Raw genomic sequence first — 24,510 nt, forward strand, 5'->3', positions numbered from 1 at the left:
ACGGCTACCGGGTCAGATCACCGGCAGCTTGAAGAGCACCAGCAGTGCGATCAGCTGGATGGAGGCCGCGCCCAGCGCCTTCGGCCAGGGCAGGTCGTGGGACTTGCTCACCATGGACGTCAGGAGCGCGGCGCAGGCGATCCAGGTGATCCAGCCCAGGACCTGGACGAACATGTTGGCGCTGCCGAGGAAGATCGCGAAGACCAGGCGCGGTGCGTCGGTGATCGACGTGATCAGCATCGCGAGACCGACGGTGGGCGCCCAGGCGCCGTCGCCGCCGAGCTGGCGGGCGAGGGCGTTGGTGACGGCGCCGAGCATCAGGCCGCTGAGGATGACGGCGACGGCGGTGCTCAGCACCCAGGGGATGCTGTTGGAGAGCGTGGCGTCGATCACGTCCTCACGGGCGCTGTCGAAGCCGAAGACGGCGAGCAGCCCGTAGAGGAAGGTGATGGTGAGCGCGGGCGCCCACACCTGGTAGTCGCGCATCTGCCAGAAGGTGGCCGCCGGGCGCATCACGATCCCGCTGAGCAGCTGCTTCCAGGGCAGTCGCGGGCCGGCCGGGGGCGCCGTGGTCTGGCCGGCGCGGTAGGTGGAGATGTTGTCGGGGTGCTGCGTCCCCTGGGGGTCGTAGGCGTCCGGGGCGTCGCCGATGGAGAAGGCGCGGGTGTGCCCGGGGTTGTCGTCGTACGAGTGGTGCTGCGCCGGCGTGCCGAAGTACTCGGGCTCGCCGTCCGCGGCCTGCGAGAACCCGTACTGGGGCGGCTGCTGGCCGCCCGGCCGCGTGTTCTGCTGAGGGTGTCCGCCGTACTGCTGATGCGGGTGCTGCACGTCCCCGTCCCGTCCGCGTCCGTTGTCGAATCCAGCCACGTCCTCGAACGTACCCGTTCCGGCGGGTGAAGGGCGGGGCCCTCCGCCCGTGGGCGGGCTTTGCGGCCAAGCTGTGACAGTGGGCGGGCGGGCCGCCGGAAGCGTTCATGGGGGCGGGTTTTCGCGGGCGGGGGTGTGAGCGCTTAGCGTTCGGGGGCAACGTGATCCGAAGGGACGGGAACCGCCGATGGCCATCAGGGTTGTACCGAACGCAGCACGCCCGCGCGTGCGTCATGCCGCCCGCGTCGCGGCCGGGGCGGCCGCCACCGGGCTGCTGGCCCTCTCGCTGTCGGCGTGCGGCCTGCTGACGACCGACTCCGAGGGTTCCTCCGGTTCCTCCGGTGTGTCGGGGCCCTCGGCCTCGCCGGCGGCCGGTTCCGCCCCCGGAGTGCCGACCGCGACCGACCCCAAGGTGCTGGCCGGGCTGCCGGCCCGTATGGAGGCCGACGGCACGACGATCACCGTCGGCGACCCGGCGGCGCCGAAGACCGTGCACGTCTACGAGGACCCGCGCTGCCCCATCTGCCAGGCCTTCGAGAAGGCGGCCGCACCGCAGTTGGCGGCGCTCGCGGCGGACGGCCGGATCCGGCTGCAGTACACGCTGGCCTCGTTCCTGGACGACAAACTGGGCGGTGAGGGCTCCAAGAGGGCCGCGAACGCCCTGCGCGCCTCCGTCGAGGCCGGCACGGGTGCCTTCGCGACGTACCACGAGACGCTCTACGCCCATCAGCCCGCCGAGACCGAGGACGGCTTCACCGACGCGTACTTGCTGAAGCTCGCGTCCGACGTCGACGGGCTGCGCGGCGCCGCCTTCGACCAGGCCGTGGCCAAGCGGTCCTACGGGGACTTCGTGACCGCCTCCGAGGAGGCGTTCATCAAGAGCGGTGCCACGGGCACCCCTTACGTGAAGATCGACGGCAGGCCGGTGTCCCAGGACGACCTGCAGAAGCTGTTCGACCCGGCGTCCTTCGCCCTGCTGCTGCGGCAGGCCGGGATCGGCGCCTGACGGGGTCCGGGCAGCGACCCTCACAACGCCGGTGGGCGCGTACGGACTTCCGTACGCGCCCACCGGCGTTGCGCCGTGCGGGGCCCGCTACGTCGCCGGCTCGGGCTCCGGCTCCACGGCCGACTCCTGCGCGCCGTCCGGGTCGAGCGGGGTCCTGACGGAGTCCAGCAGCAGCTGGGCGACGTCGACGACCTGCAGCGACTCCTTGGCCTTGCCCTCGTTCTTCCGGCCGTTGACCGAGTCCGAGAGCATCACCAGGCAGAACGGGCAGGCGGTGGAGACGATGTCCGGGTTGAGGGACAGGGCCTCGTCCACGCGCTCGTTGTTGACGCGCTTGCCGATCCGCTCCTCCATCCACATGCGGGCACCCCCGGCGCCGCAGCAGAAGCCGCGCTCCTTGTGGCGGTGCATCTCCTCGTTCCGCAGTCCCGGCACCTTGGCGATGATTTCGCGCGGCGGTGTGTAGACCTTGTTGTGGCGGCCCAGGTAGCAGGGGTCGTGGTAGGTGATGATGCCCTCGACCGGGGTGACGGGGACGAGCTTGCCCTCGTCGACCAGGTGCTGCAGCAGCTGGGTGTGGTGGATGACCTCGTACTCGCCGCCGAGCTGCGGGTACTCGTTCGCCAGGGTGTTGAAGCAGTGCGGGCAGGTGGCGACGATCTTCTTTTTCGAGGCGGGGAGCTTGGTGCTCTCGTCCTCGTCGTCCTCGCCGAAGGCCATGTTCAGCATGGCGACGTTCTCGGCGCCGAGCTGCTGGAAGAGGAACTCGTTGCCCAGGCGGCGGGCGGAGTCACCGGTGCAGTTCTCCTCGCCGCCCATGATCGCGAACTTCACGCCCGCGATGTTCAGCAGCTCGGCGAAGGCCTTGGTGGTCTTCTTGGCGCGGTCCTCCAGGGAGCCGGCGCAGCCGACCCAGTAGAGGTACTCCACCTCGGTGAGGTCCTCGATGTCCTCGCCCACGACGGGGACCTCGAAGTCGACCTCCTTGACCCATGCCAGGCGCTGCTTCTTGGGCAGGCCCCAGGGGTTGCCCTTCTTCTCCAGGTTCTTGAGCATCGTGCCCGCCTCGGACGGGAACGAGGACTCGATCATGACCTGGTAGCGGCGCATGTCGACGATGTGGTCGATGTGCTCGATGTCCACCGGGCACTGCTCGACACAGGCGCCGCAGGTGGTGCAGGACCACAGGACGTCGGGGTCGATGACGCCGTTCTCCTCGGCGGTGCCGATCAGCGGGCGCTCGGCCTCGGCCAGGGCGGCCGCGGGGACGTCCTTGAGCTGTTCCTCGGAGGCCTTCTCCTCGCCCTCCATGGTCTTGCCGCCGCCGGCCAGCAGGTACGGGGCCTTGGCGTGCGCGTGGTCGCGCAGCGACATGATCAGCAGCTTCGGGGAGAGCGGCTTGCCGGTGTTCCAGGCGGGGCACTGCGACTGGCAGCGGCCGCACTCGGTGCAGGTCGAGAAGTCGAGGATGCCCTTCCAGGAGAACTGCTCCACCTGGCTGACGCCGAAGACGTCGTCCTCGCCCGGGTCCTCGAAGTCGATCGGCTTGCCGCCGGAGGTCATCGGCAGCAGGGCGCCGAGCGCGACGGCGCCGTCGGCGTTGCGCTTGAACCAGATGTTCGGGAAGGCCAGGAAGCGGTGCCAGGCGACGCCCATGTCGGTCCTGAGGCCGACCGTGATCATCCAGATGAAGGAGGTGCCGATCTTGATCATCGCGGTCAGGTAGACCAGGTTCTGGAGCGTGCCGACGCTCAGCCCCTTGAAGGCCGCGACCAGTGGGTACGAGGCGAAGTAGGCGGCCTCGTAGCCGTGCACGCCCGCCAGGGCGCCCTCCAGGCCGCGCAGCGTCATGATCGCGAGGCCGATGATGAGGATGACGGCCTCGACGAAGTACGCCTGGCCGAGGTTGGAGCCGGAGAAGCGGGACTTGCGTCCGGGCCGGTCGGGCAGCGACAGCTGGCGGATGACGATCAGCGTGAGGATGCCGAGCGTCGTCATCAGGCCGATGAACTCGACGAAGACCTCGTAGGGCAGCCAGTGACCGATGACCGGCAGCGCCCAGTCGGCCCGGAAGAGCTGCCCGAAGGCGTTCACCAGGGTGAGGACGAGGGAGAAGAAGCCGACGGCGACGAACCAGTGGGCGACGCCGACCACGCCCCAGCGGTTCATCCGGGTGTGACCCAGGAACTCCCGCGCGACCGTGACGGTGCGCGCGCGCCAGTCGTCGGTGCGCGTGCCCGCGGGTACGTCCTGGCCGAGTCGTACGAACCGGTAGATCTGGGCGATGGCTCGGCTGAACAGCGCCACGCCGACCACGGCGAGTACCAGCGACACGATGATCGCGGCGAGTTGCATTTCAGGGCTCCTCGGACCTGCGAGAGCGGAGGCGCGGGCCGACTGCCCGGCTGACTACTAAGCAGTAACTTATTCGTTTCTCCTGAGGGTACCCAGTATCGGCGCACGTGCGCAGCCGCGCCGCCGGTGATCTGCGTCGCTGAGGGCCGCCTTGCCCGGGCCGGGACGCGTCGGAGCCCGGGGTGGGGAGGCCCGTGAACGCGCTGCGCAGGCAGCCATGCGCGGAGCGTCCGCCCTAAAGTTGAGTGGCCACGACTCATGTCTGTTGACACCGGGAGAACCGTCCGGCACTCTTGAGTCTGTTCCACTCAAGTAGGCAGTTGGAGGATTTCACCATGGCACGTGCGGTCGGCATCGACCTGGGCACGACTAACTCCGTCGTCAGCGTTCTCGAAGGCGGCGAGCCCACCGTCATCACCAACGCCGAGGGTGCCAGGACCACGCCGTCCGTCGTCGCCTTCGCGAAGAACGGTGAGGTGCTCGTCGGCGAGGTCGCCAAGCGCCAGGCCGTCACCAACGTCGACAGGACCGTCCGGTCGGTCAAGCGCCACATGGGCACCGACTGGCGGATCAACCTGGACGGCAAGGACTTCAACCCGCAGCAGATGAGCGCCTTCATCCTGCAGAAGCTGAAGCGTGACGCCGAGGCCTACCTGGGCGAGAAGGTGACCGACGCGGTCATCACCGTCCCGGCGTACTTCAACGACTCCGAGCGCCAGGCCACCAAGGAGGCCGGCGAGATCGCGGGCCTCAACGTCCTGCGCATCGTCAACGAGCCCACGGCCGCCGCCCTGGCGTACGGCCTGGACAAGGACGACCAGACCATCCTCGTCTTCGACCTCGGTGGCGGCACCTTCGACGTTTCGCTGCTGGAGATCGGCGACGGCGTCGTCGAGGTGAAGGCCACCAACGGCGACAACCACCTCGGTGGTGACGACTGGGACCAGCGCATCGTCGACTACCTGGTGAAGCAGTTCGCCTCCGGTCACGGCGTGGACCTGTCCAAGGACAAGATGGCGCTGCAGCGTCTGCGCGAGGCCGCCGAGAAGGCGAAGATCGAGCTGTCCTCGTCCACCGAGACCTCGATCAACCTGCCCTACATCACCGCCTCGGCCGAGGGCCCGCTGCACCTGGACGAGCGCCTCACCCGCGCCCAGTTCCAGCAGCTGTCCGCGGACCTGCTCGAGCGCTGCAAGATCCCGTTCCACAACGTCATCAAGGACGCGGGCATCCAGCTCTCCGAGATCGACCACGTCGTTCTCGTCGGTGGCTCCACCCGCATGCCCGCCGTCGCCGAGCTCGTCAAGGAGCTGACCGGCGGTCAGGACGCCAACAAGGGCGTGAACCCGGACGAGGTCGTGGCCATCGGCGCCGCGCTCCAGGCCGGTGTGCTCAAGGGCGAGGTCAAGGACGTCCTGCTGCTCGACGTCACCCCGCTGTCCCTCGGCATCGAGACCAAGGGCGGCATCATGACCAAGCTGATCGAGCGCAACACCACGATCCCGACCAAGCGCTCGGAGATCTTCACCACGGCCGAGGACAACCAGCCGTCGGTCCAGATCCAGGTCTACCAGGGCGAGCGCGAGATCGCCGCGTACAACAAGAAGCTCGGCATGTTCGAGCTCACGGGCCTGCCGCCGGCGCCGCGCGGCATCCCGCAGATCGAGGTCGCCTTCGACATCGACGCCAACGGCATCATGCACGTCTCCGCCAAGGACCTCGGTACCGGCAAGGAGCAGCGCATGACCGTCACCGGTGGCTCCGCGCTGCCGAAGGACGACATCGACCGCATGATGCGCGAGGCCGAGCAGTACGCGGAGGAGGACCACAAGCGCCGCGAGTCCGCCGAGACCCGCAACCAGGCCGAGCAACTGGTCTACCAGACCGAGAAGTTCCTCAAGGACAACGAGGACAAGGTCCCCGCCGACGTCAAGACCGAGGTCGAGGCGGCCGTGGCGGACCTCAAGGAGAAGCTGAAGGGCGAGGACTCCGCCGCCATCCGCGAGGCCACCGAGAAGGTCGCCGCCACCTCCCAGAAGCTGGGCCAGGCGCTCTACGCCAACGCCCAGGCCGAGGGTGGCGCGGCCGGTGCCGCCGGTGCCGCGGGCGGTGCCCAGGCCGACGACGACGTCGTCGACGCCGAGATCGTCGACGAGGACAAGAAGGACGGTGCCGCGTGACGGAGGAGACCCCGGGCTTCGAGCAGGAGCCTGACGTCCCCTCTGCCGAGGCCGGTTCCGCGTCGTCCGCGGACTCCGCGGGCGACACGGCGCCGGGCGCCGGGTCCGCCGAGCAGGCGGCCCCGGCGGCCCCGGCCGGGGACGCGAACGCCACGGTCGCTCTGCAGGCGCAGCTGGACCAGGTGCGCACGGCGCTCGGCGAGCGCACGGCGGACCTGCAGCGGCTCCAGGCGGAGTACCAGAACTACCGCCGCCGGGTGGAGCGGGACCGTATCGCCGTCCGCGAGGTCGCGATCGCCAATCTGCTCACCGAACTGCTCCCGGTGCTCGACGACATCGGCCGGGCCCGGGACCACAAGGAACTGGTCGGCGGCTTCAAGTCGGTCGGCGAGTCCCTGGAGACGGTGGCCGCCAAGCTGGGCCTCCAGCAGTTCGGCAAGGAGGGCGAGCCCTTCGACCCGCTGGTGCACGAGGCCCTGATGCACAGCTACTCGCCGGACGTCACACAGACGACCTGCGTGCAGATCCTGCAGCCCGGGTATCGCATCGGAGAGCGCACCATCCGCCCCGCGCGGGTGGCGGTCGCCGAGCCCCAGCCGGGGACGCAGGGCACGCAGGGCAACGCCGACTCGGCGGACGAGGAGAACGGTGGCCCGGAGCAGGGCTGACGTGAGTCACGCGAAGGCACGGAAGGAGGGACGCCGGGGATGAGCATCAGCAGGGATTTGTTCGAGAAGGATCTCTACAAGGTCCTCGGCGTCCCGAAGGACGCCACCGAGGCGGAGATCAAGAAGGCGTACCGGAAGCTCGCCCGCGAGTTCCACCCGGACGCCAACAAGGGCGACGCCAAGGCCGAGGAGCGCTTCAAGGAGATCTCCGAGGCCAATGACGTGCTGTCGGACCCCAAGCGCCGCAAGGAGTACGACGAGGGCCGCGCCCTCTTCGGCAACGGCGGCTTCCGCGGCGGCCCGGCCGGCGCGGGCGGGTTCGGCTTCGACCTCGGCGACCTCTTCGGCGGCGGTGCCGCCGGCGGTGCCGGCACGGCCCAGGGCGGCGGCTTCGGCGGCGGCCTCGGGGACGTGTTCGGCGGCCTGTTCAACCGGGGCGGTACGACGACCCGTACGCAGCCCCGGCGCGGCCAGGACGTCGAGACCGAGGTGACGCTCAAGTTCACCGAGGCGGTGGACGGCGCCACGGTTCCGCTGAAGATGACCAGCCAGGCCCCCTGCAAGGCCTGTTCGGGTACCGGCGACAAGAACGGCACGCCGCGGGTCTGCCCGACCTGCGTCGGCACCGGCCAGGTCTCGCGCGGTGGCGGTGGCGGCTTCTCGCTCACCGACCCCTGCGTGGACTGCAAGGGCCGCGGCCTGATCGCGCAGGATCCCTGCGAGGTCTGCAACGGCAGCGGCCGGGCCCGCTCGGCGCGCACCATGCAGGTGCGCATCCCGGCCGGCGTCACCGACGGGCAGCGCATCCGGCTGCGCGGCAAGGGCGCGCCCGGCGAGCGCGGCGGCCCGGGCGGCGACCTGTACGTGACCGTGCACGTCGACGCCCACCCGGTCTTCGGCCGCAAGGGCGACAACCTCACCGTCGTGGTGCCGGTCTCCTTCACGGAGGCGGCCCTCGGCGGCGAGATCAAGGTCCCGACGCTCGGCGGCCCCCCGGTCACCCTGAAGCTGCCCCCGGGCACGCCCAACGGGCGTACGCTGCGGGCGCGTGGCAAGGGTGCCGTCCGCAAGGACGGTACGCACGGCGATCTGCTGGTCACCGTCGAGGTCGCCGTTCCGGCGGCCACCGAGGGCAAGGCGCTGGACGCCCTGGAGGCGTACCGGGAGGCGACCGCGGACATCGATCCGCGGGCAGAGCTGTTCAAGGCCGCGAAGGGAGTCTGAACCGATGAGCATGGGCGGCATGCGAGGCGGACGGGGTCGCAACCCGTACGAGCTGACGGACGAGTCCCCTGTCTACGTCATCTCGGTGGCGGCCCAGCTCTCCGGCCTGCACCCTCAGACCCTTCGGCAGTACGACCGGCTCGGCCTGGTCTCGCCCGACCGCACGGCCGGGCGAGGCCGCCGCTACTCGGCCCGTGACATCGAGCTGCTGCGCGAGGTCCAGCGCCTGTCGCAGGACGAGGGCATCAACCTCGCGGGCATCAAGCGCATCATCGAACTGGAGAACCAGGTCGCGGCCCTGCAGTCCCGGGTGGCCGAACTGGCCGCGGCCGTCGAGGGCGCCGCGGCGGCCATGCAGCAGCGCGAAGCGGCCGTCCACGCCTCCTACCGGCGGGACCTGGTGCCGTACCAGGACGTGCAGCAGACCTCGGCGCTGGTGGTGTGGCGGCCCGCCAAGCGGCCCGAGTAGCCGCTCCCGCTACGCCAGCAGGTCGGCGGGCCCCTGCGACACATGGTGCAGGTGCCGGCCCGAGGCGATCATGGCGTGCAGCAGCCGATGGCCCTCGGCCGCGGGCACGAGCCCCTCGGCGCACGCGTCCCGCATCAGGTCGAAGGTCTCCTTCGTGGTGATCCCGCGCCGGCGCGTGAAGTTGCGGGCGGAGCGGTCGTCGGTGATCCAGACGGAGCCGCGGAACTCCCGCCGCCGCGTGATCAGTACGCAGGTCTCGGCCTCCCCGAGATGCCGGGTCGGCGCGTTCGCCGGGCCACCGAAGACCGCGCGGCGCAGCCGGTCGACCTCCCGCAGCTCGTCCCTCTCGGTGATCTCCACCGGCTCGCCCAGCCAGCCGGCCTCGGCCAGCCCCGCCAGGCGCGGGAGGAACCGCGCGGAGCGGGCCGCCTCGTAGGCGACGGCCTGGGTCCAGCGACCGCGGCCGTCCAGCACCTTCTCCAGCAGCAGCATCCGGTCCACGGCGGCGAAGTTGCACAGGACGGTGTTGTCCGGGAACCACCAGGCGGTCATGGCTGGAAGACCAGGTCCCCTTCTTCGGCGTCCTGTTGATCGGCGCCGTTGCCGGGTGCGGATTCGGGGGCCAGCAGGTCGTGCAGCCGCTCCACGTCGGTGTCCAGCAGCGCGGCCAGCGGGCGCAGCGTCGTCTCGCCCGCCCGGTAGGCCTTGTACAACTCCGAGGCCAGGCGCGGCGGAAAGCGTTCCGCCGAGGCCCGCGCCGCCTGCCGCTGGTACTCGTCACCGGCGCCCGCCAGCAGGTGGCAGGACTCGGTGGTCAGGCCGCGCAGGTGCTTGCGGCGTACGGCGTCGATCAGGCCCAGTTGGTGCAGCCGTGCGGCGAGCGCGCTCGGCGACACCCGGAAGCGGACGACCAGCCGCTCGAAGGCGGTGTCCGTGAGCTCCCCCTCCGCCGCGGCGGCATCCGTCAGCGCCCGGGCGGGCATCAGCAGATGCGAGGCGAAGACATTGGCCCGCACCTCGGCCAGGTCCTTCTGCCGGCCGGGGGCGACGTGGGACTCCACGACGACGCTGCGGGCGTCCTTGGCGAGGATGTGGCAGAGCTCGTGGGCCAGGGTGAAGCGCTGCCGTGTCCACAGGCCGGTGGGCGCGACGAGCACGAGGCGGAAGGTGTCGGTCTGCCACGCGAGCCCGTCCACAGCCTGGGGAAGGCCCGTGATGGCCACGTCGACCCCGAAGTGCTCCTCGACCGCGGCGATCAGCTCGTCGGTCTCCAGCTCCGCCGCCGGCAGCCGTTCCCGCGCCTGCTCCGCCAGCCGCTCGCCCTGCGCCGCGTACCGCTCCAGCGCGGGGTCCGGCTCGGGGACGGCAGGCAACTCCGCTGTCCGGTCGAGGAGTTCCAGCACCTCATAGGCGGCCGCGAAGCGCGCCGTGACCTCCTGTGTGCCGACCGGGTCGGGGGCGCTGTCGCTGCGCGTCCGGGCCGCGAGGGCGGGGCGCAGCGGTTCGTTGCCGGTCAGCAGCCAGTCCACCGTGGTGCCGCCGGCCTCGGCGATGAGCGCCAGGTCGAGCGAGGTGAAGCGGCGCACCCCGCTGAGCGACTTCGACAGCTTGTCGGGCGTGAGCCCGACCGTCCGGGCGAAGGCGGCCTTGGTCATCGCGGCCGCGTCCATCACGGTGCGTACGCGTTCGATGACATGCGGGTCCATGAAAACAGCGTAGGCGGGCCTTGCGATAATCGCAAGACCCGCCTACGTACTGTGCTGCGGTGGTGCTACGGGGCCAGGATCACGGAGGCCCCGCCCGGCGCGGACTCCGTGCCGTCCGCGTCCACGGCGGTCACCCAGTAGTAGTGGGTGGTGCCGCGGGGCGCGGTGGTGTCTGTCCAGGCCGTGCCCGTCACCGGATCCGGCGTCAGGCTCTCGTACCGGCCGGCGGCACGGTCCCAGCGGTAGACGCGGTAACCAGCGGCGCCGGAAACCCCGTCCCAGCCCAGTCGCACGCCGCTGAGCACGTCCTCGGCGGTCAGCCGCACGGGCGAGTCCTCCGGGGTCGCGACGGAGGGCGTCAGGTCGAGTTCGGTGAACTCCACCACGGAGGCCTCCTGTTCCCACAGGAACATGGAGTTGCCCCAGGTGTCCTCGGCGTCGACGAAGTAGCAGCCCCGCTCGCCGTCGGGCAGCCGCTCGGCGAGGTACCCGGTGGCGTCCGGGCCCAGCCACTCGACCGCATGGCCGAAGCAGGTCCACTGCCCGTCGTCCTCGTACAGCTCACCGCTGTAGACCGTGTAACGGGCAAGGTCCGGCTCGGTGTTGGGGTCCCAGTGCAGGCGCACCCCGTACTCCGTCGGTTCGGCGGTCAGTCCGGAGACCAGGGCCGGGGGGACCTCGTCGCCGGGCACGGTGAAGGTGACCTCGTTCGAGGGTGCCGAAGTGAGGCCGTCGGCGCTCTGGGTCACGGCGTAGTGGTAGGTCACGCCGCGTCGCAAGGACATGCTGCTGTCGGTGCAGCTGTACCGGGCCGGGTCGGCGCCGAGGTTGCCCTCGTGATCGATCGTGCAGGTGACGCGGGTCGCGGTGGCCGGGTTCACCGGCGAGGTGGTCGAGCGGTACACCGTGTACGTCCCGACGTCCTGGGCCGCCGGGAGGCTCCACGTCAGCTTGACGCCGAGCAGGTTCACGAGGGGCGTCGCCGCCACGTCATGGGGCGCGACCGGCCGGATCACCAGCGGGGCCGTGCCGGCGGCGGCGGACCTGCCCGACAGGTTGCCGGCGGCGTCGACGGCGTGCACGGCGTACAGGTACGTCGTCCTGGAGGCGGCCGTGGTGTCCGTGTACGAGGCGCCCGACGGGGTGCCGAGCGCGGTCCACGGGCCGGTCGCCGACGTCGCCCGGTACACCTGGTACTTCACCGCGTCCGCGATCGCGTTCCAGGTCAGCGCGTAGCCCCTGCCGTCGGCGGTGGCCGCCACCTTCAGGCCGGTCGGTGTGGCCGGGGCCTGCTCGTCGATCGAGGTGACCGTGACCGCGGCCGACAGCGCCGAGGCGTTGCCCGCCTTGTCGACGGCCGCGACCGCGTAGGAGTACTTGGCGCCGGTGGACGCCGGCAGGTCCCGGTAGGACGTCGAGGTCACCGCCGGCGCGCCGCTGATCCGGACCCAGCTGCCCGAGCCGGTGCGGCGGTAGACGCGGTACCCCGCGAGGTCCATCTCCGCGCCCTTGGTCCACGCGAGCGTGAACGCGTGCCCGGTGGCCGGGGCCTTCAGCCCGGTCGGCGTCAGCGGCCCGGTCTTGTCCACCGACGCCGACGTGCGCGGCGCGTAGGTGAACTTGACGTTCGCGGCGCTCTTGAAAGCGGCGAAGTCGACGCGCAGGGTGTGGCGGCCCTTGGGGACGGTGAGGTTGAGGGTCTTGTTCTGTGTGGTGCTCACGTCCTTCCAGAGGTTGATCTTGAGGCTGGAGTCCAGGTAGACGCGGATGCCGTCGCGGGCCGCGGCGGTGAAGGTGAACGGCCCGCCGGAGCCGAAGTCGCGGGTGAGGCTCCACCGGACGCCGAAGTTGTCGTTGGGGAGTGCGATGCCGGCGGGGTGGCCGGTGCCGTAGTTCTCGTTGATCGAGGCATCGCAGGCGGTCTTCTTGGGGCTGCCCTTGAACGTGGTGTTGGCGTAGTAGGACGCCACCCACACCCCGGTGGAACAGGTGGTGGCGGCGTGGGCGGTGCTCGCGGGCAGTGTCGCGAGGCCCGCGGCCGCCGTGGCGAGGACGAGCGCGGTGGCGGTCGTCCGTATGTGCGTGGTCAAAGATCCCTCCCTGAGGAGCAAAATCCTGACACTCCCGACCCCTTGTGCCCAGGGGTTGTGCATGCCCGTGATCATGCCGTGTCCTGCGACGCCCTGCCCGCCCCGCTTTCCGAACCCCGCGCGCGGCGCCCGAGGCGTGACGCCGAAGGGGTGGCGGGGCGGGCGGGGGAGGCCTGTGGGGGGCGGGACGGGGAAGACGCGGGACATGTCACGTGGAGCGGTGTGGACAGGAGTGGTGACGGGTCTCGCCTTCGGGATGCTGGCCGCGGCGGTGCCGCACGCGCTGGCGTGGAGCTCCGAGGGGCTGGACGTGGCCATGGCGACGGTGGGCCTGTGGGCCGCGTTGCGACTGGCCTCGGACCGTGAGGGGCCCTGGTGGGTCATGGGCGTTCTGGCGCTGGTCCTGGTGAGCCTCGGGGTGGCGGCGTACGGGGTGGAGGAGGTGCCGCGCTACGCGGACCTGGTGCCGGTCCCGGTCGTGGTGGCGCTGCTCGCGGTCGGCGGTGTCGGCTCCGTGTGGGCCCGGCGCCGGGAGGTGACCGTGGCGGGTGCGGCGCTCGGCGCGGGGGCGCTGCTCGCGGCCGCGTGGCTGCCGCTGTGGGCGGCCGTGGCGGTGTGGGGCGCGGCTCAGGCCGGTTCGACGTCGCGGACCTCGCTGCGCACGAGGTAGTCCTCCGGCTGCAGGGGCATCCGCTCGCGCTCGGGGCTGTTCCAGTAGCGGGCGTTGGCGGCCTCGAAGCCGTCCTCGCCCGCGTAGCCGATCAGCCAGACGAACTGGCTGCGCTGCCGGTCCACCCAGGCCTGGCCGATCTCGAAGCCGTGCGCCCGGCGCAGCGGGACGATCTCGGTGTGCCACAGCGCGAGCCAGGCGTCGAGCGCGTCAGGCCTGATGGTGTACGTGCGCAGCTGCAAGGTCCTGGGCATGCGGGACTCCTGGGGGTCAGGGGGCCGCGTGGACGCGGACCTGCTGGGGACGCACGACGCGGTCGCCGACGCGGTAGCCGTGCCGGACCACTTCCGCGACGTCGCCCGCGAGTTCGGGCCGGGGGGCGGGGACGGTGCCGACGGCCTCCTGGTGGCCGGGGTCGAAGCGGCCCGCGGCGACCGGGATGCGGGTCATGCCGTACTTCTCCAGGACGGTGAGGAGTTCGGCGCCGACCGAGTCCGCGAAACCGCCGTCGATGCCGGGGTGGCGGTCGATGCGGTCCAGGAGCAGCACGAGGTCGTACAGCAGCGGCTGCATCAGGCGGCCCTCGGCGGCCTTGCGGGTGTGGTCCAGTTCGGCGCGCAGTTCGTCCAGGCCGCGCCGGCCCTCGCGGTCGTTGAGCAGCCTGCGCCGGAACTGGTCGCCGAGCGCGGCCATTTCCTCCCTGAGCCCGTCCACGGCGTCGGCGACGATCGCGAACGGATCGGGGGAGGGCGCCGGCACCGGTGCCGACGCCTGCGCGGGCACCGGCACCGGCTCGGCGGCGACGGCCTCCGGCGGCATCGGAAGTCCCGGCGGCGCGGGCGGTGCGGGAGGCGTGGGCGGCGTGGGCGGGACCGGGGGTACGGACGGCGGAGTGCTCATGCGGTGCTCCAGGGCTGCTGCTGTCGCTGCGGGTCCCGGGCGTGCCGGGGAAGGGACTTGCGGGTGTGGAACCAGCGGGGCCGGTAGCCGAGCCAGGCGACGAGCGCGGCGGTGACGGCCAGCACCAGCAGGCTGTAGAGACCGGCCTTGCCGTCGCCGACGGCGAACGCCAGCGCCACACCGGCGAGGACGACCAGGAGCATGCCGCCGCGCCAGTTCCAGGTCTTGCGCAGGGCGTCGCGCGCGAGCGCGCCGTAGAACTCCAGCCGTCCCGTCAGTTCCGGGTCGCCGGGGCGGACGGCCAGTCCCTGGTCGACGCAGTGCAGCACCCGCTGCGCGGTCTCCGCGGCCGCGACGACCAGCCGGCGGGTGTACGGGTGGGTGACCATGGCGCCCTCCGCGCGCAGCGACCAGATGCGGGCGATCTGGTTGCGCAGCCCGGCGTGCCCGGGGGAATGACTCAGGGCCGTCTCGTACCAGCTCAGGGCCTCGTCGAAGCGCGAGGCGGCGTACAGCCCGTCGCCGATGGCGATCTCGGTCCCCAGGTCGCCGGGGGCGAGGGTGGCGGCCTTCAGGTACCAGCTCAGCGCGGTGCCGTGGTCGCCGAGGGCGGTGTGGACGGTGCCGACCAGGTAGTGCGTGCCGGCGTCGGCGGGCTCCAGTTCCAGGGCGCGCCGGTGCTCCTGGAGGGCGTCCCGGTACTCGCCGAGGTCGGTGTGGACGGCGCCGAGCAGCCGCCAGGCGAAGGCGTTGCGGTCGTCGTGGTGCACGGCCTGGCGCAGCTCGTAGGCGGCGGCCTGCAGGTCGCCCTCGGTGATGAGCTGCTGGGCGGTGCCGACCCAGTCGCGGACGGTGCCGCCGAGGGTGGGCTGCACCGGTTCCGGCCGGGGCGGCTGCCGCGGCCCGCCCTTCTTGGCCCGGGCGAGCCGCTGGTCGTACAGGGCGCGGGCGGCGGGGTCGGTGAGCGCCTTGCGGGCGTCCAGGACACGCCGCACCTTGTCCTCGGCCTCGCGGCGCTTCTCGGCGGAGGGGGCCTTGCTGGCCTTGCCCGCCCAGGTGCGGTGCTCGCGGTCGAGGTGTTTGCCGATCTCCTGCGGTGTGGCGCTGGTGCTGATCCCGAACTCGGCGTAGTAGTCGGGGACATCGGTCGCGGTCATGGCGCGGCGCCTCCGGCTCCGGTCAGAGGGCGGCGGTACGGGCCACCCGGTCGCTGAGTTCTTCCAGTTGCCCGGTGCCGAGGTTGTCGGGGCGCTCGACCTCGAACTCGCCCAGCCACTCCCCGGAGGTCAGGTCCTTGACCTCGACGTGGATGATGCCGTCGACGTCGTAGGAGTAGAAGACCTCGAAGGGCGCGCCCTTGGGGTACGGCGGGATCTTGAGGGTGCTCTCCCCGACCACCTTCACGTAGTCCAGGTCCTCGCCCTCGCCTTCGGTGACCTGCACCCGCAGCGCGGTCTGGCGCTCCCGGATCGTGTAGAAGGTGTCGCTCTCCTTGGCCGGGACGGTGGTGTTGTGCGTGATGATCACCGCGTTGTACTCGGGGGAGCCGGGGGCGTCGTCGTGCACCGCGACCATGCCCAGCGACTGCGAGGTGACGTCCTTGATGGACCTGACCCTGCCCTTGGTCAGCCGGGCCAGGCCGTCGCCGGGGGCGGACTCCACGTGGGCGCCGCTGCCGATGTACTTCTTGCGTTCCGCGGCCTGTTCGGCGCGCACCTCGGCGTCCAGGGCGATCAGCGCGGCGCCGAGCGCCACCACCTCGTCCTGGTTGACGCCGCGTTCCGCGCTCTTCCCGGACAGCCGCTCGACGAGCGCCGGGACCTGGGGCATCCGCGTGGAGCCGCCGACGAGCAGCACCTTGTCGATGTCACCCCAGGTCAGGCCGGACTCCTCCAGGACGCCCTCGGTGAGGATGCGGGTGCGGTCCAGGAGTTCGGCGGTCAGCTCCTCGAACCGGGCCTGGGTGATGCGGATCTGCTCGTGGCGCCCGCCCGCCGAGAGCACGACCACGGCCTGCGGGGCGTTGGACAGCGTGCGCTTGGCGATCTCCGCCTTGTCCCGCAGCTCGGCGAGGGTAGCGCTGTCGTCGGTGAGGTCGGGGCCGCCGGCCGCCATGAAGGCTCCGTTGAGGTGCTCCATCAGCACCCCGTCCCAGTCGAAGCCGCCGAGGTTGCGGTCGCCGTCGGTCGCGACGACCTCGTAGTCGCCGTCCTCGACCCTCATCACGGTCACGTCGAAGGTGCCGCCGCCCAGGTCGTAGACGAGCACGGTGCCGACGCGCTCGTCGTCGTCCTGGTCGACGCCGTAGGCCAGGGCGGCGGCGGTCGGCTCGTTGACGATCCGCAGCACCTCCAGGCCGGCGATCCGGCCCGCGTCCTGGGTCGCCTTGCGGCGGGCGTCGTCGAAGTACGCGGGGACGGTGATCACGGCGCGCTCCACCGGCTCGCCGAGCATCATCTCGGCGTCCTCCTTGAGCCGCTTGAGGATCAGCGCCGAGATCTCCTCGGGGCGGAAGTGCGTGCCGGACTCGGAGGTGTAGACGGGGTGGGGCTCGCCCATGTAGCGCTTGACGAACTGCACGACGTGGTCGGGGGCGGTCGCCGCGGACCGCTTGGCCTGCGAGCCGACGACGACCGTGTCGCCCTGGAACATCACCACGGACGGGGTGATGTTCTCCCCCTCGCGATTGCGGACGATGGACGCGGTGCCGGTCCGGTCGGCCACCGCCACAGCGGAGTACGTCGTTCCGAGATCGATTCCCACAACCCGTGCCACCCCCGGGCACCTCCCCGTAACTCGTGCCGCCCGAATCTGCCGGAGCGTCAATCATGCAGCATGCAGGGGTGTTCAGGGGATGGGATTGACGGGGTCGGAGGGTCAGGCGCGGCCCATGGCACGGGTCAGCGTGATCTCCACGACGACCCGGTCCGGGTTGGGGGCGGGGGTGCGGCCGTACCGCTCGGCGTACCGGCGCACGGCGTCCGCCACCGCCTCCGGATCGGTGTTGACCCGGGCCACGCCCTCCAGCGTCGCCCACCGCCCCTTGTCCACCTGGCAGACCGCGACCCGGGCGCCCCCGGACCCGGCGGCCAGCACGTGGGCGACCTTGCGGCTCGCCTTGTTGGTGATCACCCGTGCCAGCCCCGCCTCCGGGTCGTACGTCACCCCCACCGGCACGACGTGCGGAGTGCCGTCGGGCCGGTGGGTGGTGAGCGTGCTCATCAGGTACTCCCGCCAGAAGGCGAGGTAGCCGGGATCGGGGTCGCGTGGGTCGAGCGTCATACCGGGAAGGATGTCACCCGGCCGGCGCCAGGGCGATGGAGCCCCACGACGGGAAGGACTCCGTCCCGTCGTCGAGGACGGCGGTCACCTGGTAGACGTGGGTCGTGCCCCGGGCCGGCGTGGTGTCGGTCCAGCTCGACGGCACGGTGGGCAGGGGTGCGGCGTCGAGCTTGACGAAGGCGCGGGTGGTGTAGTCGAAGTCGTACACGTTGTAGCCGGTGATCCGGTCGCACACGGAAGCGTTCGAGCAGTACCAGTCCAGGAGCACCCCGCCCGCGCCCGTCTCCGAAACGCTGTCCAGCCTCACCGCGAGGGTGCCCGGCGCCGGGTACGGGGTGTCCACCATGTCGATCGGCGTGACGTCCAAGGTGGCGGCCACGGTGTCCACCGTCGCGTTGCCCGCGGTGTCGACGGCCACGACCAGGAAGCTCACGGGCCGGCTGCCGAGCGCCTTGACCAGGCGGTAGTGCGTGGTGCCGGCGGCGACCACGGCCGTGGTGTCCTTCTCGAAGTACGGCTCGCCGGTGTAGGCGTTGATCTCCCAGGAGCCGGTGGAGACCTCGTAGTGGTCGAGGTCGGCCGCCGTGCCGGCGTCCCAGTCGAGTTCGACGCCGTACTTCTCGGCCGTGCCGGTGAGGCCGGTGACGGCGGCCGGCGGGCCGGAGGTCTCGGTCAGGGTGACCGAGGGTGCCTGCGACCTGGCGGACTGGTTGCCGGAGGCGTCGACCGCGGTGACCGCGTAGGAGTACGTCCCGGCCGTGCCGCCGGGCAGCTGGTCGTTCAGGAACAGCTCGGTGGACGGGGTGCTGTCCGGGGCGAGCCGGACCCAGGCGCCGTCGGCGCCGGTGCGGCGGTACACGCGGTAGGAGCGCAGGTCGCCCTCCTTGCCGGCGGCCCAGGTCACCTTCACGGCGCCGGTGGACTCGGAGTACGTCGCCCGGACCCCGGTCGGCGCGGCCGGGGCCTTCCGGTCGATGCTGGTGACCGTGACGGGGGCGGAGACGCCGGAGGCGCGGCCCGCCCTGTCGACGGCGGTGACCACGTAGACGTACTTCGCGCCGGTGGCCGGCGGGGTGTCGGTGAATCCGGTCGAGGTCACCGGGCCGGCGCCGCTGATCCGGGTCCAGGTGGTCGCGGTCGGGAACCGGCGGTAGACGCGGTAGCCGGCCAGGTCCATCTCGACGTTCCTGGACCAGGTCAGGCCGGCCCTGCCCGTGCTGCCGGAGTACGTGACGTGCAGGCCGGCCGGCGCCAGCGGCGCGACCTTGTCGACGGAGGCCGAGGTGCGGGGCGCGTAGGCGAACGCGACGTCGGCCTTCCCCCTGAAGGCGGCGAAGTCGACGCGGACGGTGTGCGTGCCCCTGGGGACCGTGAGGTTGACCGTCTTCCGCTGGGTTTTGGTCACGTCCTTCCAGAGGTTGATGTCGAGCTTGCCGTCGAGATAGACGCGGATGCCGTCCTGCGCGGCGGCGCTGAAACCGAACGGGCCGCCGGACCCGAAGTTCCTCGTCAGGGTCCAGCGGACGCCGAAGTCGTCCTTGGGCAGCGTGACCCCGGCGGGGTCGCCCGTGCCGTAGTTCTCGGCGATCTTCGTGTCGCAGACGGTCTTCCTGGGGGTGCCCTTGAAGGTCGTGTTGGCGTAGTAGGACGCCTTCCACGTATGGGCACCGCAGGTGACGGTGGTGGTGGCGTGTGCCGGAACGGCGGCCGCGGTGGTGGCCGTCGCGAGCGCGGCAGCGGCGGTGAAGGCCGCTAAGTGGCGTATGGACATGTCAATGATCCCCTCCCGGTGGAGGATCTTGGCAGAGATAACGGGAGATGCCCAGGCATTTCGGCCTCCGGCGCTGGCATTCATAGACTTGAGTGGAATAGACTCAACTTGTCTCACGCTGAACAAGGCAGCTTCGAAGGGGCTTCAGAAGGAGGAGTACGCGGACGTGGATGCCGAGCTGACCAACAAGAGCCGGGAGGCCGTGGGCGCCGCCAACACCAAGGCGGTGTCGGCGGGACACGCGGACCTGACCCCCGCGCACCTGCTGCTCGCGCTTCTGGAGCAGCCGGAGAACGACAGCGTGCTGGACGTGCTCGCGGCGACCGGGGCCGATGTCGCCGCGGTCCGGTCCGGGGCCGAGCGGCTGCTGGGCGGACTGCCCAGCGTGCAGGGCAGCACCGTGGCGCCCCCGCAGGCGAGCCGTGATCTGCTCGCCGTGATCGCGGACGCCACCACGCGCGCGAAGGAACTCGGGGACGCGTATGTGTCCACCGAGCATCTGCTGATCGGCATCGCCCTCAAGGGCGGGGCCGCCGGCGAGCTCCTGGCGCAGTACGGTGCGACAGGCAAGAAGCTGCAGGACGCGTTCGAGCAGATCAGGGGAGGTCAGCGCGTGACGACACCCGATCCCGAGGGCACGTACAAGGCGCTTGAGAAGTACGGCACCGATTTCACCGCCGCGGCCCGCGAGGGCAAGCTCGACCCGGTCATCGGCCGGGACAACGAGATCCGGCGCGTGGTGCAGGTGCTGTCGCGGCGCACGAAGAACAACCCGGTCCTCATCGGCGAGCCCGGCGTCGGCAAGACGGCGGTCGTCGAGGGCCTGGCCCAGCGCATCGTCAAGGGCGACGTGCCCGAGAGCCTGCGCAACAAGCGCCTGGTCGCCCTGGACCTCGGCGCCATGGTCGCCGGCGCGAAGTACCGCGGCGAGTTCGAGGAGCGGCTGAAGGCGGTGCTGGCGGAGATCAAGGCCAGCGACGGCCGGATCGTCACCTTCATCGACGAGCTGCACACCGTCGTCGGCGCCGGCGCGGGCGGCGACTCCGCCATGGACGCGGGCAACATGCTCAAGCCGATGCTGGCCCGCGGCGAGCTGCGGATGGTCGGCGCGACCACGCTGGACGAGTACCGCGAGCGCATCGAGAAGGACCCCGCCCTGGAGCGCCGCTTCCAGCAGGTGCTGGTCGCCGAGCCCAGCGTCGAGGACACCATCGCGATCCTGCGCGGGCTCAAGGGCCGCTACGAGGCGCACCACAAGGTGCAGATCGCCGACGCCGCCCTGGTCGCCTCCGCCACCCTGTCCGACCGCTACATCACCGCGCGCTTCCTGCCCGACAAGGCCATCGACCTGGTGGACGAGGCCGCCTCGCGGCTGCGCATGGAGATCGACTCCTCCCCCGTCGAGATCGACGAACTGCAGCGCTCCGTCGACCGGCTCCGCATGGAGGAGATGGCGCTGGAGAAGGAGACCGACCCCGCCTCCAAGCAGCGGCTGGAGAAGCTGCGCAAGGACCTCGCCGACAAGGACGAGGAGTTGCGCGGCCTGACCGCCCGCTGGGAGAAGGAGAAGGAGGGCCTGAACCGGGTCGGTGAGCTCAAGGAGCGCCTGGACGACCTGACCACCCGCATCGAGCGCGCCCAGCGCGACGGCGACTTCGAGGCCGCGTCCAAGCTGATGTACGGCGAGAAGCCGAAGCTGGAGGCGGAGCTCGCCGAGGCCACCGAAGCGGAAGAGGTGGCCAAGCGCGGCACCATGGTCAAGGAGGAGGTCGGCCCCGACGACGTCGCCGATGTGGTCGCCGCCTGGACCGGCATCCCGGCGGGCCGCCTGCTGGAGGGCGAGACCCAGAAGCTGCTGCGCATGGAGGACGAGCTCGGCAAGCGGCTGATCGGCCAGACCGAGGCCGTGCGCTCGGTCTCCGACGCCGTGCGCCGCTCGCGCTCCGGCATCGCCGACCCGGACCGCCCCACCGGCTCCTTCCTCTTCCTCGGCCCGACCGGCGTCGGCAAGACCGAGCTGGCCAAGGCGCTCGCTGACTTCCTCTTCGACGACGAGCGGGCCATGGTCCGCATCGACATGAGCGAGTACGGCGAGAAGCACTCCGTCGCCCGCCTGGTCGGCGCGCCTCCCGGCTACGTCGGCTACGAGGAGGGCGGCCAGCTGACCGAGGCCGTGCGCCGCCGCCCGTACACGGTGGTGCTGCTGGACGAGGTGGAGAAGGCGCATCCCGAGGTCTTCGACGTCCTGCTCCAGGTGCTCGACGACGGCAGGCTCACCGACGGCCAGGGCCGCACCGTCGACTTCCGCAACACCATCCTCGTCCTCACCTCCAACCTGGGCAGCCAGTACCTGGTCGACCCGGTGCTGGGGGACGACGAGAAGAAGGAGAGCGTCCTGGAGACGGTCCGCGCGTCCTTCAAGCCGGAGTTCCTGAACCGGCTGGACGACATCGTCGTCTTCACCGCTCTCGGCAAGGAGGAGCTGCGCCGCATCGCCCGGCTGCAGACCGACCGCCTGGCCCTGCGGCTGCGCGACCGCCGGATCGGCCTCGACATCACCGACGAGGCGCTGGACTGGCTGGCCGAGGAGGGCAACGACCCGGCGTACGGCGCCCGCCCGCTGCGCCGCCTGGTGCAGACCGCCATCGGCGACCAGCTGGCCCGCGAGATCCTGGCCGGCGAGGTCAGGGACGGCGACACCGTGCGGGTCGACCGGGTCGGTGACCAGCTGCTGGTGGGGACGGCCACCGGCAAGACCCTCTGAGTCCGGCGACGCGTCGCCGGACAGACGGGCCGCGCTTGCACAGCGCGGCCCGCCGTGAGGGAGGATGGGGTTATCCGTACGAAGGGAACTCCAAGGTGAGCATCGACCCGTCCTCGATTCCGAATTTCGGGGGCCAGCCGGACCCCCAGCCCGGCCCTGCCGGGAACGTGGTCATTCCTGACCAGGATCTGGTCAAGCAGCTGCTGGAGCAGATGGAGCTCAAGTACGTCGTCGACGAGGAAGGCGACCTCGCCGCGCCGTGGGAGGAGTTCCGCACCTACTTCATGTTCCGCGGGGAGGAGGACCAGCAGATCTTCGCGGTCCGCACCTTCTACGACCGCCCGTACAGCATTGAGGACAAGCCCCAGCTGCACGAGGCGCTCGACGACTGGAACCGCCGCACCCTGTGGCCGAAGGTCTACACGCACACCCACGACGACGGCACGGTCCGCCTGATCGGCGAGGCCCAGATGCTGATCGGTCTCGGCGTCGGCCTGGAGCACTTCGTCTCCAGCACCGTCAGCTGGGTGCGCGCGTCCATCGAGTTCGAGAAGTGGATCCTCGAGGCTCTGGGACTGGAGAAGGACGCCGACTCCGCCGACGGCGAGGGTGACGACGGCGACGGCGCCGCCCACGACTGACGCAGCGGCCCCGCGGGGCGCACGCCGGCCGGCGTCCCGTGGCAGAACGGCAGCCCGGCCCCTCCCGACCGCCTCCGGCGGCCGTGGCGGGGCCGGGCTGCCGTCATTCGGGCATGCCGGTCGGCACGCGCGGGTCAGCCGGCGAACGCCTTGCGGAGGCGGGCGGCCGCGTCGGTGAGGACGTCGTCGCGTTTGCAGAAGGCGAAGCGGACCTGGCTGCGGCCGGCGTCGGGGTCGTCGTAGAAGACGGAGTTGGGGACGGCGACGACGCCGCAGCGTTCGGGGAGGGCCCGGCAGAAGGCGAGGGCGTCCTTCTCGCCGAAGGGCGTGATGTCGGTGGTGATGAAGTACGTGCCCTGCGGCTGGTGGACCTCGAATCCGGCGGCGCGCAGGCCGTCGGCGAGCAGGTCGCGCTTGCGCCGCAGGCCGTCGCGGAAGTCCCGGAAGTAGGCGTCGGGCAGGGCGAGGGCCTCGGCGACGGCGTACTGGAACGGGCCGGAGGCCACGTACGTGAGGTACTGCTTGGCCGCGCGGACCGCGCTGACCAGGGGCGGGGCGGCGGTGACCCAGCCGACCTTCCAGCCGGTGAAGGAGAAGGTCTTGCCGGCACTGGAGATGGTGACGACGCGCTCGCGCAGCTCCGGGAAGCGGTCGGCGAGGGCGGCGAGCGGGATGTGCTCGGCGTCGTAGGTCAGGTGCTCGTAGACCTCGTCGGTGACGACCAGCAGGTCGTGCTCGACGACGAGTTCCGCGATCGCGGTCAGTTCCTCGCGGCTGAGCACCGTGCCGGTCGGGTTGTGCGGGCTGTTGAGCAGCAGCAGCCGGGTGCGGGGGGTGATCGCGGCACGCAGCGCGTCGAGGTCGGGGCGGAAGCCGGGGGCGCGCAGGGTGAGGGGGACGCGGACGGCCCCGGCCATGGCGATGCAGGCGGCGTACGAGTCGTAGAAGGGCTCGAAGGCGATCACCTCGTCGCCCGGCTCCAGCAGGCCGAGCATGGCGGCGGCGATGCCCTCGGTGGCGCCGGCGGTGACCAGTACCTCGGTGTCCGGGTCGTAGCCCAGGCCGTGGAAGCGCGCCTGGTGGGCGGCGACGGCCTGCCGCAGCTCGGGCACGCCGGGGCCGGGCGGGTACTGGTTGCCGCGGCCGTCGCGCAGTGCCCGGACGGCGGCCTCGCGGACCTCCTCGGGCCCGTCGGTGTCGGGGAATCCCTGGCCGAGGTTGATCGCGCCGGTGCGGGCGGCGAGGGCCGACATCTCGGCGAAGATGGTGGTGCCGAACTCCGCGAGGGCGCGGTTGAGCGGGGGTCGCGAGGAGGTCATGCCCGCCATCCTCCGCCGAACCTCTGGACTTCCTCAACTGACGTTCGGGGATGAGCACCTGCGCCGGTGTTCGGAGCATCGCCCCTGAGCAGGGGAAAGGGCGTCGACGACTGTCATTATCTGTCGTCGCTGGCTACCGTCGGACGGCCCAGGGACGGCCCCGCGGCGGTTCTCAACTTGCACGACGCCACCCGCTTTGAGGAGTTCGGGCCGGAGCTGGAGCGACCTGCGGGAACCCACGTTTGGTGAGGAATTCTGGCCTGCCTGTAGCCGGGGTGATGCGCTCCAGTCCGGCGTCGTTGATGTCAGACTTCGATGTCAGGTGCGCGCGAGGCACGCTTCCGACGGCGCCTGATCAGGTCGCCAATCAACAGAGCGCTCCAGAAGACTGCGAAGACTGCGGCCGGGACCCGAACATAGATTGAGCTCCCGCTGCTTGCAGCAGTCCAGACCCATACGACTATCACCAGCAGCGTGTACCCCGGGCTCTCAACCAAGGTTTGTCTCTTGGCCACCGCTCCCCAATCTCATCAGCGAACCGCATCCGATCAATGCTGAGGCCATGAGCACCAGTTTGGAAGACTGAGGCTCCGGATAG

The 24,510-nt window shown here is 71.1% G+C and carries 20 protein-coding genes; 8 read left to right on the forward strand and 12 right to left on the reverse strand.

The window, feature by feature from the left end; all coding sequences use genetic code 11:
- Positions 1-12: 12 nt before the first annotated feature.
- On the reverse strand, positions 13-867 hold the full coding sequence (locus ACIP98_RS01345) for a Yip1 family protein (RefSeq protein ID WP_401973117.1): 855 nt from the start codon (positions 865-867) through the stop codon (positions 13-15).
- A gap of 226 nt (positions 868-1,093) precedes the next feature.
- Between ACIP98_RS01345 and ACIP98_RS01350 the strand changes: the two genes are divergently transcribed.
- The gene (locus ACIP98_RS01350; RefSeq protein WP_401973119.1) at positions 1,094-1,873 is read left to right on the forward strand and encodes a thioredoxin domain-containing protein; all 780 of its coding nucleotides are present in this window, start codon (positions 1,094-1,096) and stop codon (positions 1,871-1,873) included.
- Between the two features lie 87 nt (positions 1,874-1,960).
- On the opposite strand, the gene ACIP98_RS01355 is transcribed toward ACIP98_RS01350, so the two are convergent.
- Positions 1,961-4,228: a (Fe-S)-binding protein gene (locus tag ACIP98_RS01355; protein ID WP_319660225.1), complete on the reverse strand. Its 2,268-nt coding sequence runs from the start codon at positions 4,226-4,228 to the stop codon at positions 1,961-1,963.
- Positions 4,229-4,563: 335 nt separating this feature from the next.
- Between ACIP98_RS01355 and dnaK the strand changes: the two genes are divergently transcribed.
- Genes dnaK through ACIP98_RS01375 form a run of 4 tightly spaced genes read left to right on the forward strand, consistent with a single transcriptional unit; the run spans position 4,564 to position 8,769 of the window.
- Positions 4,564-6,408 (forward strand): molecular chaperone DnaK, encoded by a 1,845-nt coding sequence (dnaK, locus tag ACIP98_RS01360; RefSeq protein WP_319660226.1) that lies wholly within the window; start codon positions 4,564-4,566, stop codon positions 6,406-6,408.
- Positions 6,405-7,076, forward strand: a complete 672-nt coding sequence (gene grpE, locus ACIP98_RS01365; RefSeq protein ID WP_401973121.1) for a nucleotide exchange factor GrpE — start codon at positions 6,405-6,407, stop codon at positions 7,074-7,076. The genes dnaK and grpE (ACIP98_RS01365) overlap by 4 nt, the downstream gene beginning before the upstream one ends.
- A 39-nt stretch (positions 7,077-7,115) precedes the next feature.
- Positions 7,116-8,300 carry a molecular chaperone DnaJ gene (gene dnaJ / locus ACIP98_RS01370; RefSeq protein WP_401973123.1) on the forward strand — a complete coding sequence of 395 codons (1,185 nt, stop codon included), beginning with the start codon at positions 7,116-7,118 and terminating at the stop codon, positions 8,298-8,300.
- A 19-nt stretch (positions 8,301-8,319) separates the two neighbouring features.
- Positions 8,320-8,769 carry a heat shock protein transcriptional repressor HspR gene (locus ACIP98_RS01375; protein ID WP_401973125.1) on the forward strand — a complete coding sequence of 150 codons (450 nt, stop codon included), beginning with the start codon at positions 8,320-8,322 and terminating at the stop codon, positions 8,767-8,769.
- Positions 8,770-8,778: 9 nt separating this feature from the next.
- On the opposite strand, the gene ACIP98_RS01380 is transcribed toward ACIP98_RS01375, so the two are convergent.
- From ACIP98_RS01380 to ACIP98_RS01390, 3 genes are all read right to left on the reverse strand, one after another.
- Positions 8,779-9,321: a hypothetical protein gene (locus ACIP98_RS01380; RefSeq protein ID WP_319660229.1), complete on the reverse strand. Its 543-nt coding sequence runs from the start codon at positions 9,319-9,321 to the stop codon at positions 8,779-8,781.
- Positions 9,318-10,475, reverse strand: coding sequence for an ImmA/IrrE family metallo-endopeptidase (locus ACIP98_RS01385; RefSeq protein WP_319660230.1), 1,158 nt, complete (start codon positions 10,473-10,475; stop codon positions 9,318-9,320). Before ACIP98_RS01385 ends, ACIP98_RS01380 begins: the two co-directional genes overlap by 4 nt.
- Before the next feature lie 65 nt (positions 10,476-10,540).
- A complete protein-coding gene (locus tag ACIP98_RS01390; RefSeq protein ID WP_319660231.1) occupies positions 10,541-12,565 on the reverse strand; it encodes a PA14 domain-containing protein in 2,025 nt (674 codons plus the stop codon).
- A 205-nt stretch (positions 12,566-12,770) separates the two neighbouring features.
- On the opposite strand from ACIP98_RS01390, the gene ACIP98_RS01395 reads away from it, so the two are divergent.
- Positions 12,771-13,235, forward strand: a complete 465-nt coding sequence (locus ACIP98_RS01395) for a hypothetical protein (protein ID WP_319660232.1) — start codon at positions 12,771-12,773, stop codon at positions 13,233-13,235.
- Here the strand turns inward: ACIP98_RS01395 and ACIP98_RS01400 are convergent.
- The 6 genes from ACIP98_RS01400 to ACIP98_RS01425 all read right to left on the reverse strand — a co-directional run bounded on the left by ACIP98_RS01400 (position 13,193) and on the right by ACIP98_RS01425 (position 19,188).
- Positions 13,193-13,489, reverse strand: coding sequence for an NIPSNAP family protein (locus ACIP98_RS01400; protein WP_319660233.1), 297 nt, complete (start codon positions 13,487-13,489; stop codon positions 13,193-13,195). The two genes, ACIP98_RS01395 and ACIP98_RS01400, sit on opposite strands and share 43 nt — an antisense overlap.
- Positions 13,490-13,505: 16 nt before the next feature.
- Positions 13,506-14,135: a nucleotide exchange factor GrpE gene (grpE, locus tag ACIP98_RS01405; RefSeq protein WP_319660234.1), complete on the reverse strand. Its 630-nt coding sequence runs from the start codon at positions 14,133-14,135 to the stop codon at positions 13,506-13,508.
- Positions 14,132-15,292, reverse strand: a complete 1,161-nt coding sequence (locus tag ACIP98_RS01410; RefSeq protein ID WP_319660235.1) for a hypothetical protein — start codon at positions 15,290-15,292, stop codon at positions 14,132-14,134. The genes grpE (ACIP98_RS01405) and ACIP98_RS01410 overlap by 4 nt, the downstream gene beginning before the upstream one ends.
- A 22-nt stretch (positions 15,293-15,314) precedes the next feature.
- Positions 15,315-16,898 carry an Hsp70 family protein gene (locus tag ACIP98_RS01415; RefSeq protein ID WP_401973129.1) on the reverse strand — a complete coding sequence of 528 codons (1,584 nt, stop codon included), beginning with the start codon at positions 16,896-16,898 and terminating at the stop codon, positions 15,315-15,317.
- A 114-nt stretch (positions 16,899-17,012) separates the two neighbouring features.
- Positions 17,013-17,417: a TIGR03618 family F420-dependent PPOX class oxidoreductase gene (locus tag ACIP98_RS01420; RefSeq protein WP_319660237.1), complete on the reverse strand. Its 405-nt coding sequence runs from the start codon at positions 17,415-17,417 to the stop codon at positions 17,013-17,015.
- Positions 17,418-17,430: 13 nt separating this feature from the next.
- Complete coding sequence (locus ACIP98_RS01425) at positions 17,431-19,188, reverse strand: PA14 domain-containing protein (protein ID WP_401973132.1); 1,758 nt, start codon at positions 19,186-19,188, stop codon at positions 17,431-17,433.
- A gap of 166 nt (positions 19,189-19,354) precedes the next feature.
- Here ACIP98_RS01425 and clpB point away from each other — a divergent pair, with 166 nt between their 5' ends.
- The gene (gene clpB, locus ACIP98_RS01430; RefSeq protein ID WP_401973134.1) at positions 19,355-21,952 is read left to right on the forward strand and encodes an ATP-dependent chaperone ClpB; all 2,598 of its coding nucleotides are present in this window, start codon (positions 19,355-19,357) and stop codon (positions 21,950-21,952) included.
- A 95-nt stretch (positions 21,953-22,047) separates the two neighbouring features.
- Complete coding sequence (locus ACIP98_RS01435; RefSeq protein WP_319660240.1) at positions 22,048-22,593, forward strand: YbjN domain-containing protein; 546 nt, start codon at positions 22,048-22,050, stop codon at positions 22,591-22,593.
- Between the two features lie 134 nt (positions 22,594-22,727).
- Here ACIP98_RS01435 and ACIP98_RS01440 read toward each other — a convergent pair whose 3' ends face one another.
- Positions 22,728-23,921, reverse strand: a complete 1,194-nt coding sequence (locus ACIP98_RS01440) for a pyridoxal phosphate-dependent aminotransferase (RefSeq protein ID WP_319660241.1) — start codon at positions 23,919-23,921, stop codon at positions 22,728-22,730.
- Positions 23,922-24,510 lie beyond the last annotated feature (589 nt).

The sequence above is a fragment of the Streptomyces sp. NPDC088354 genome, from assembly GCF_044753585.1.
Classification (GTDB): Bacteria; Actinomycetota; Actinomycetes; order Streptomycetales; family Streptomycetaceae; genus Actinacidiphila.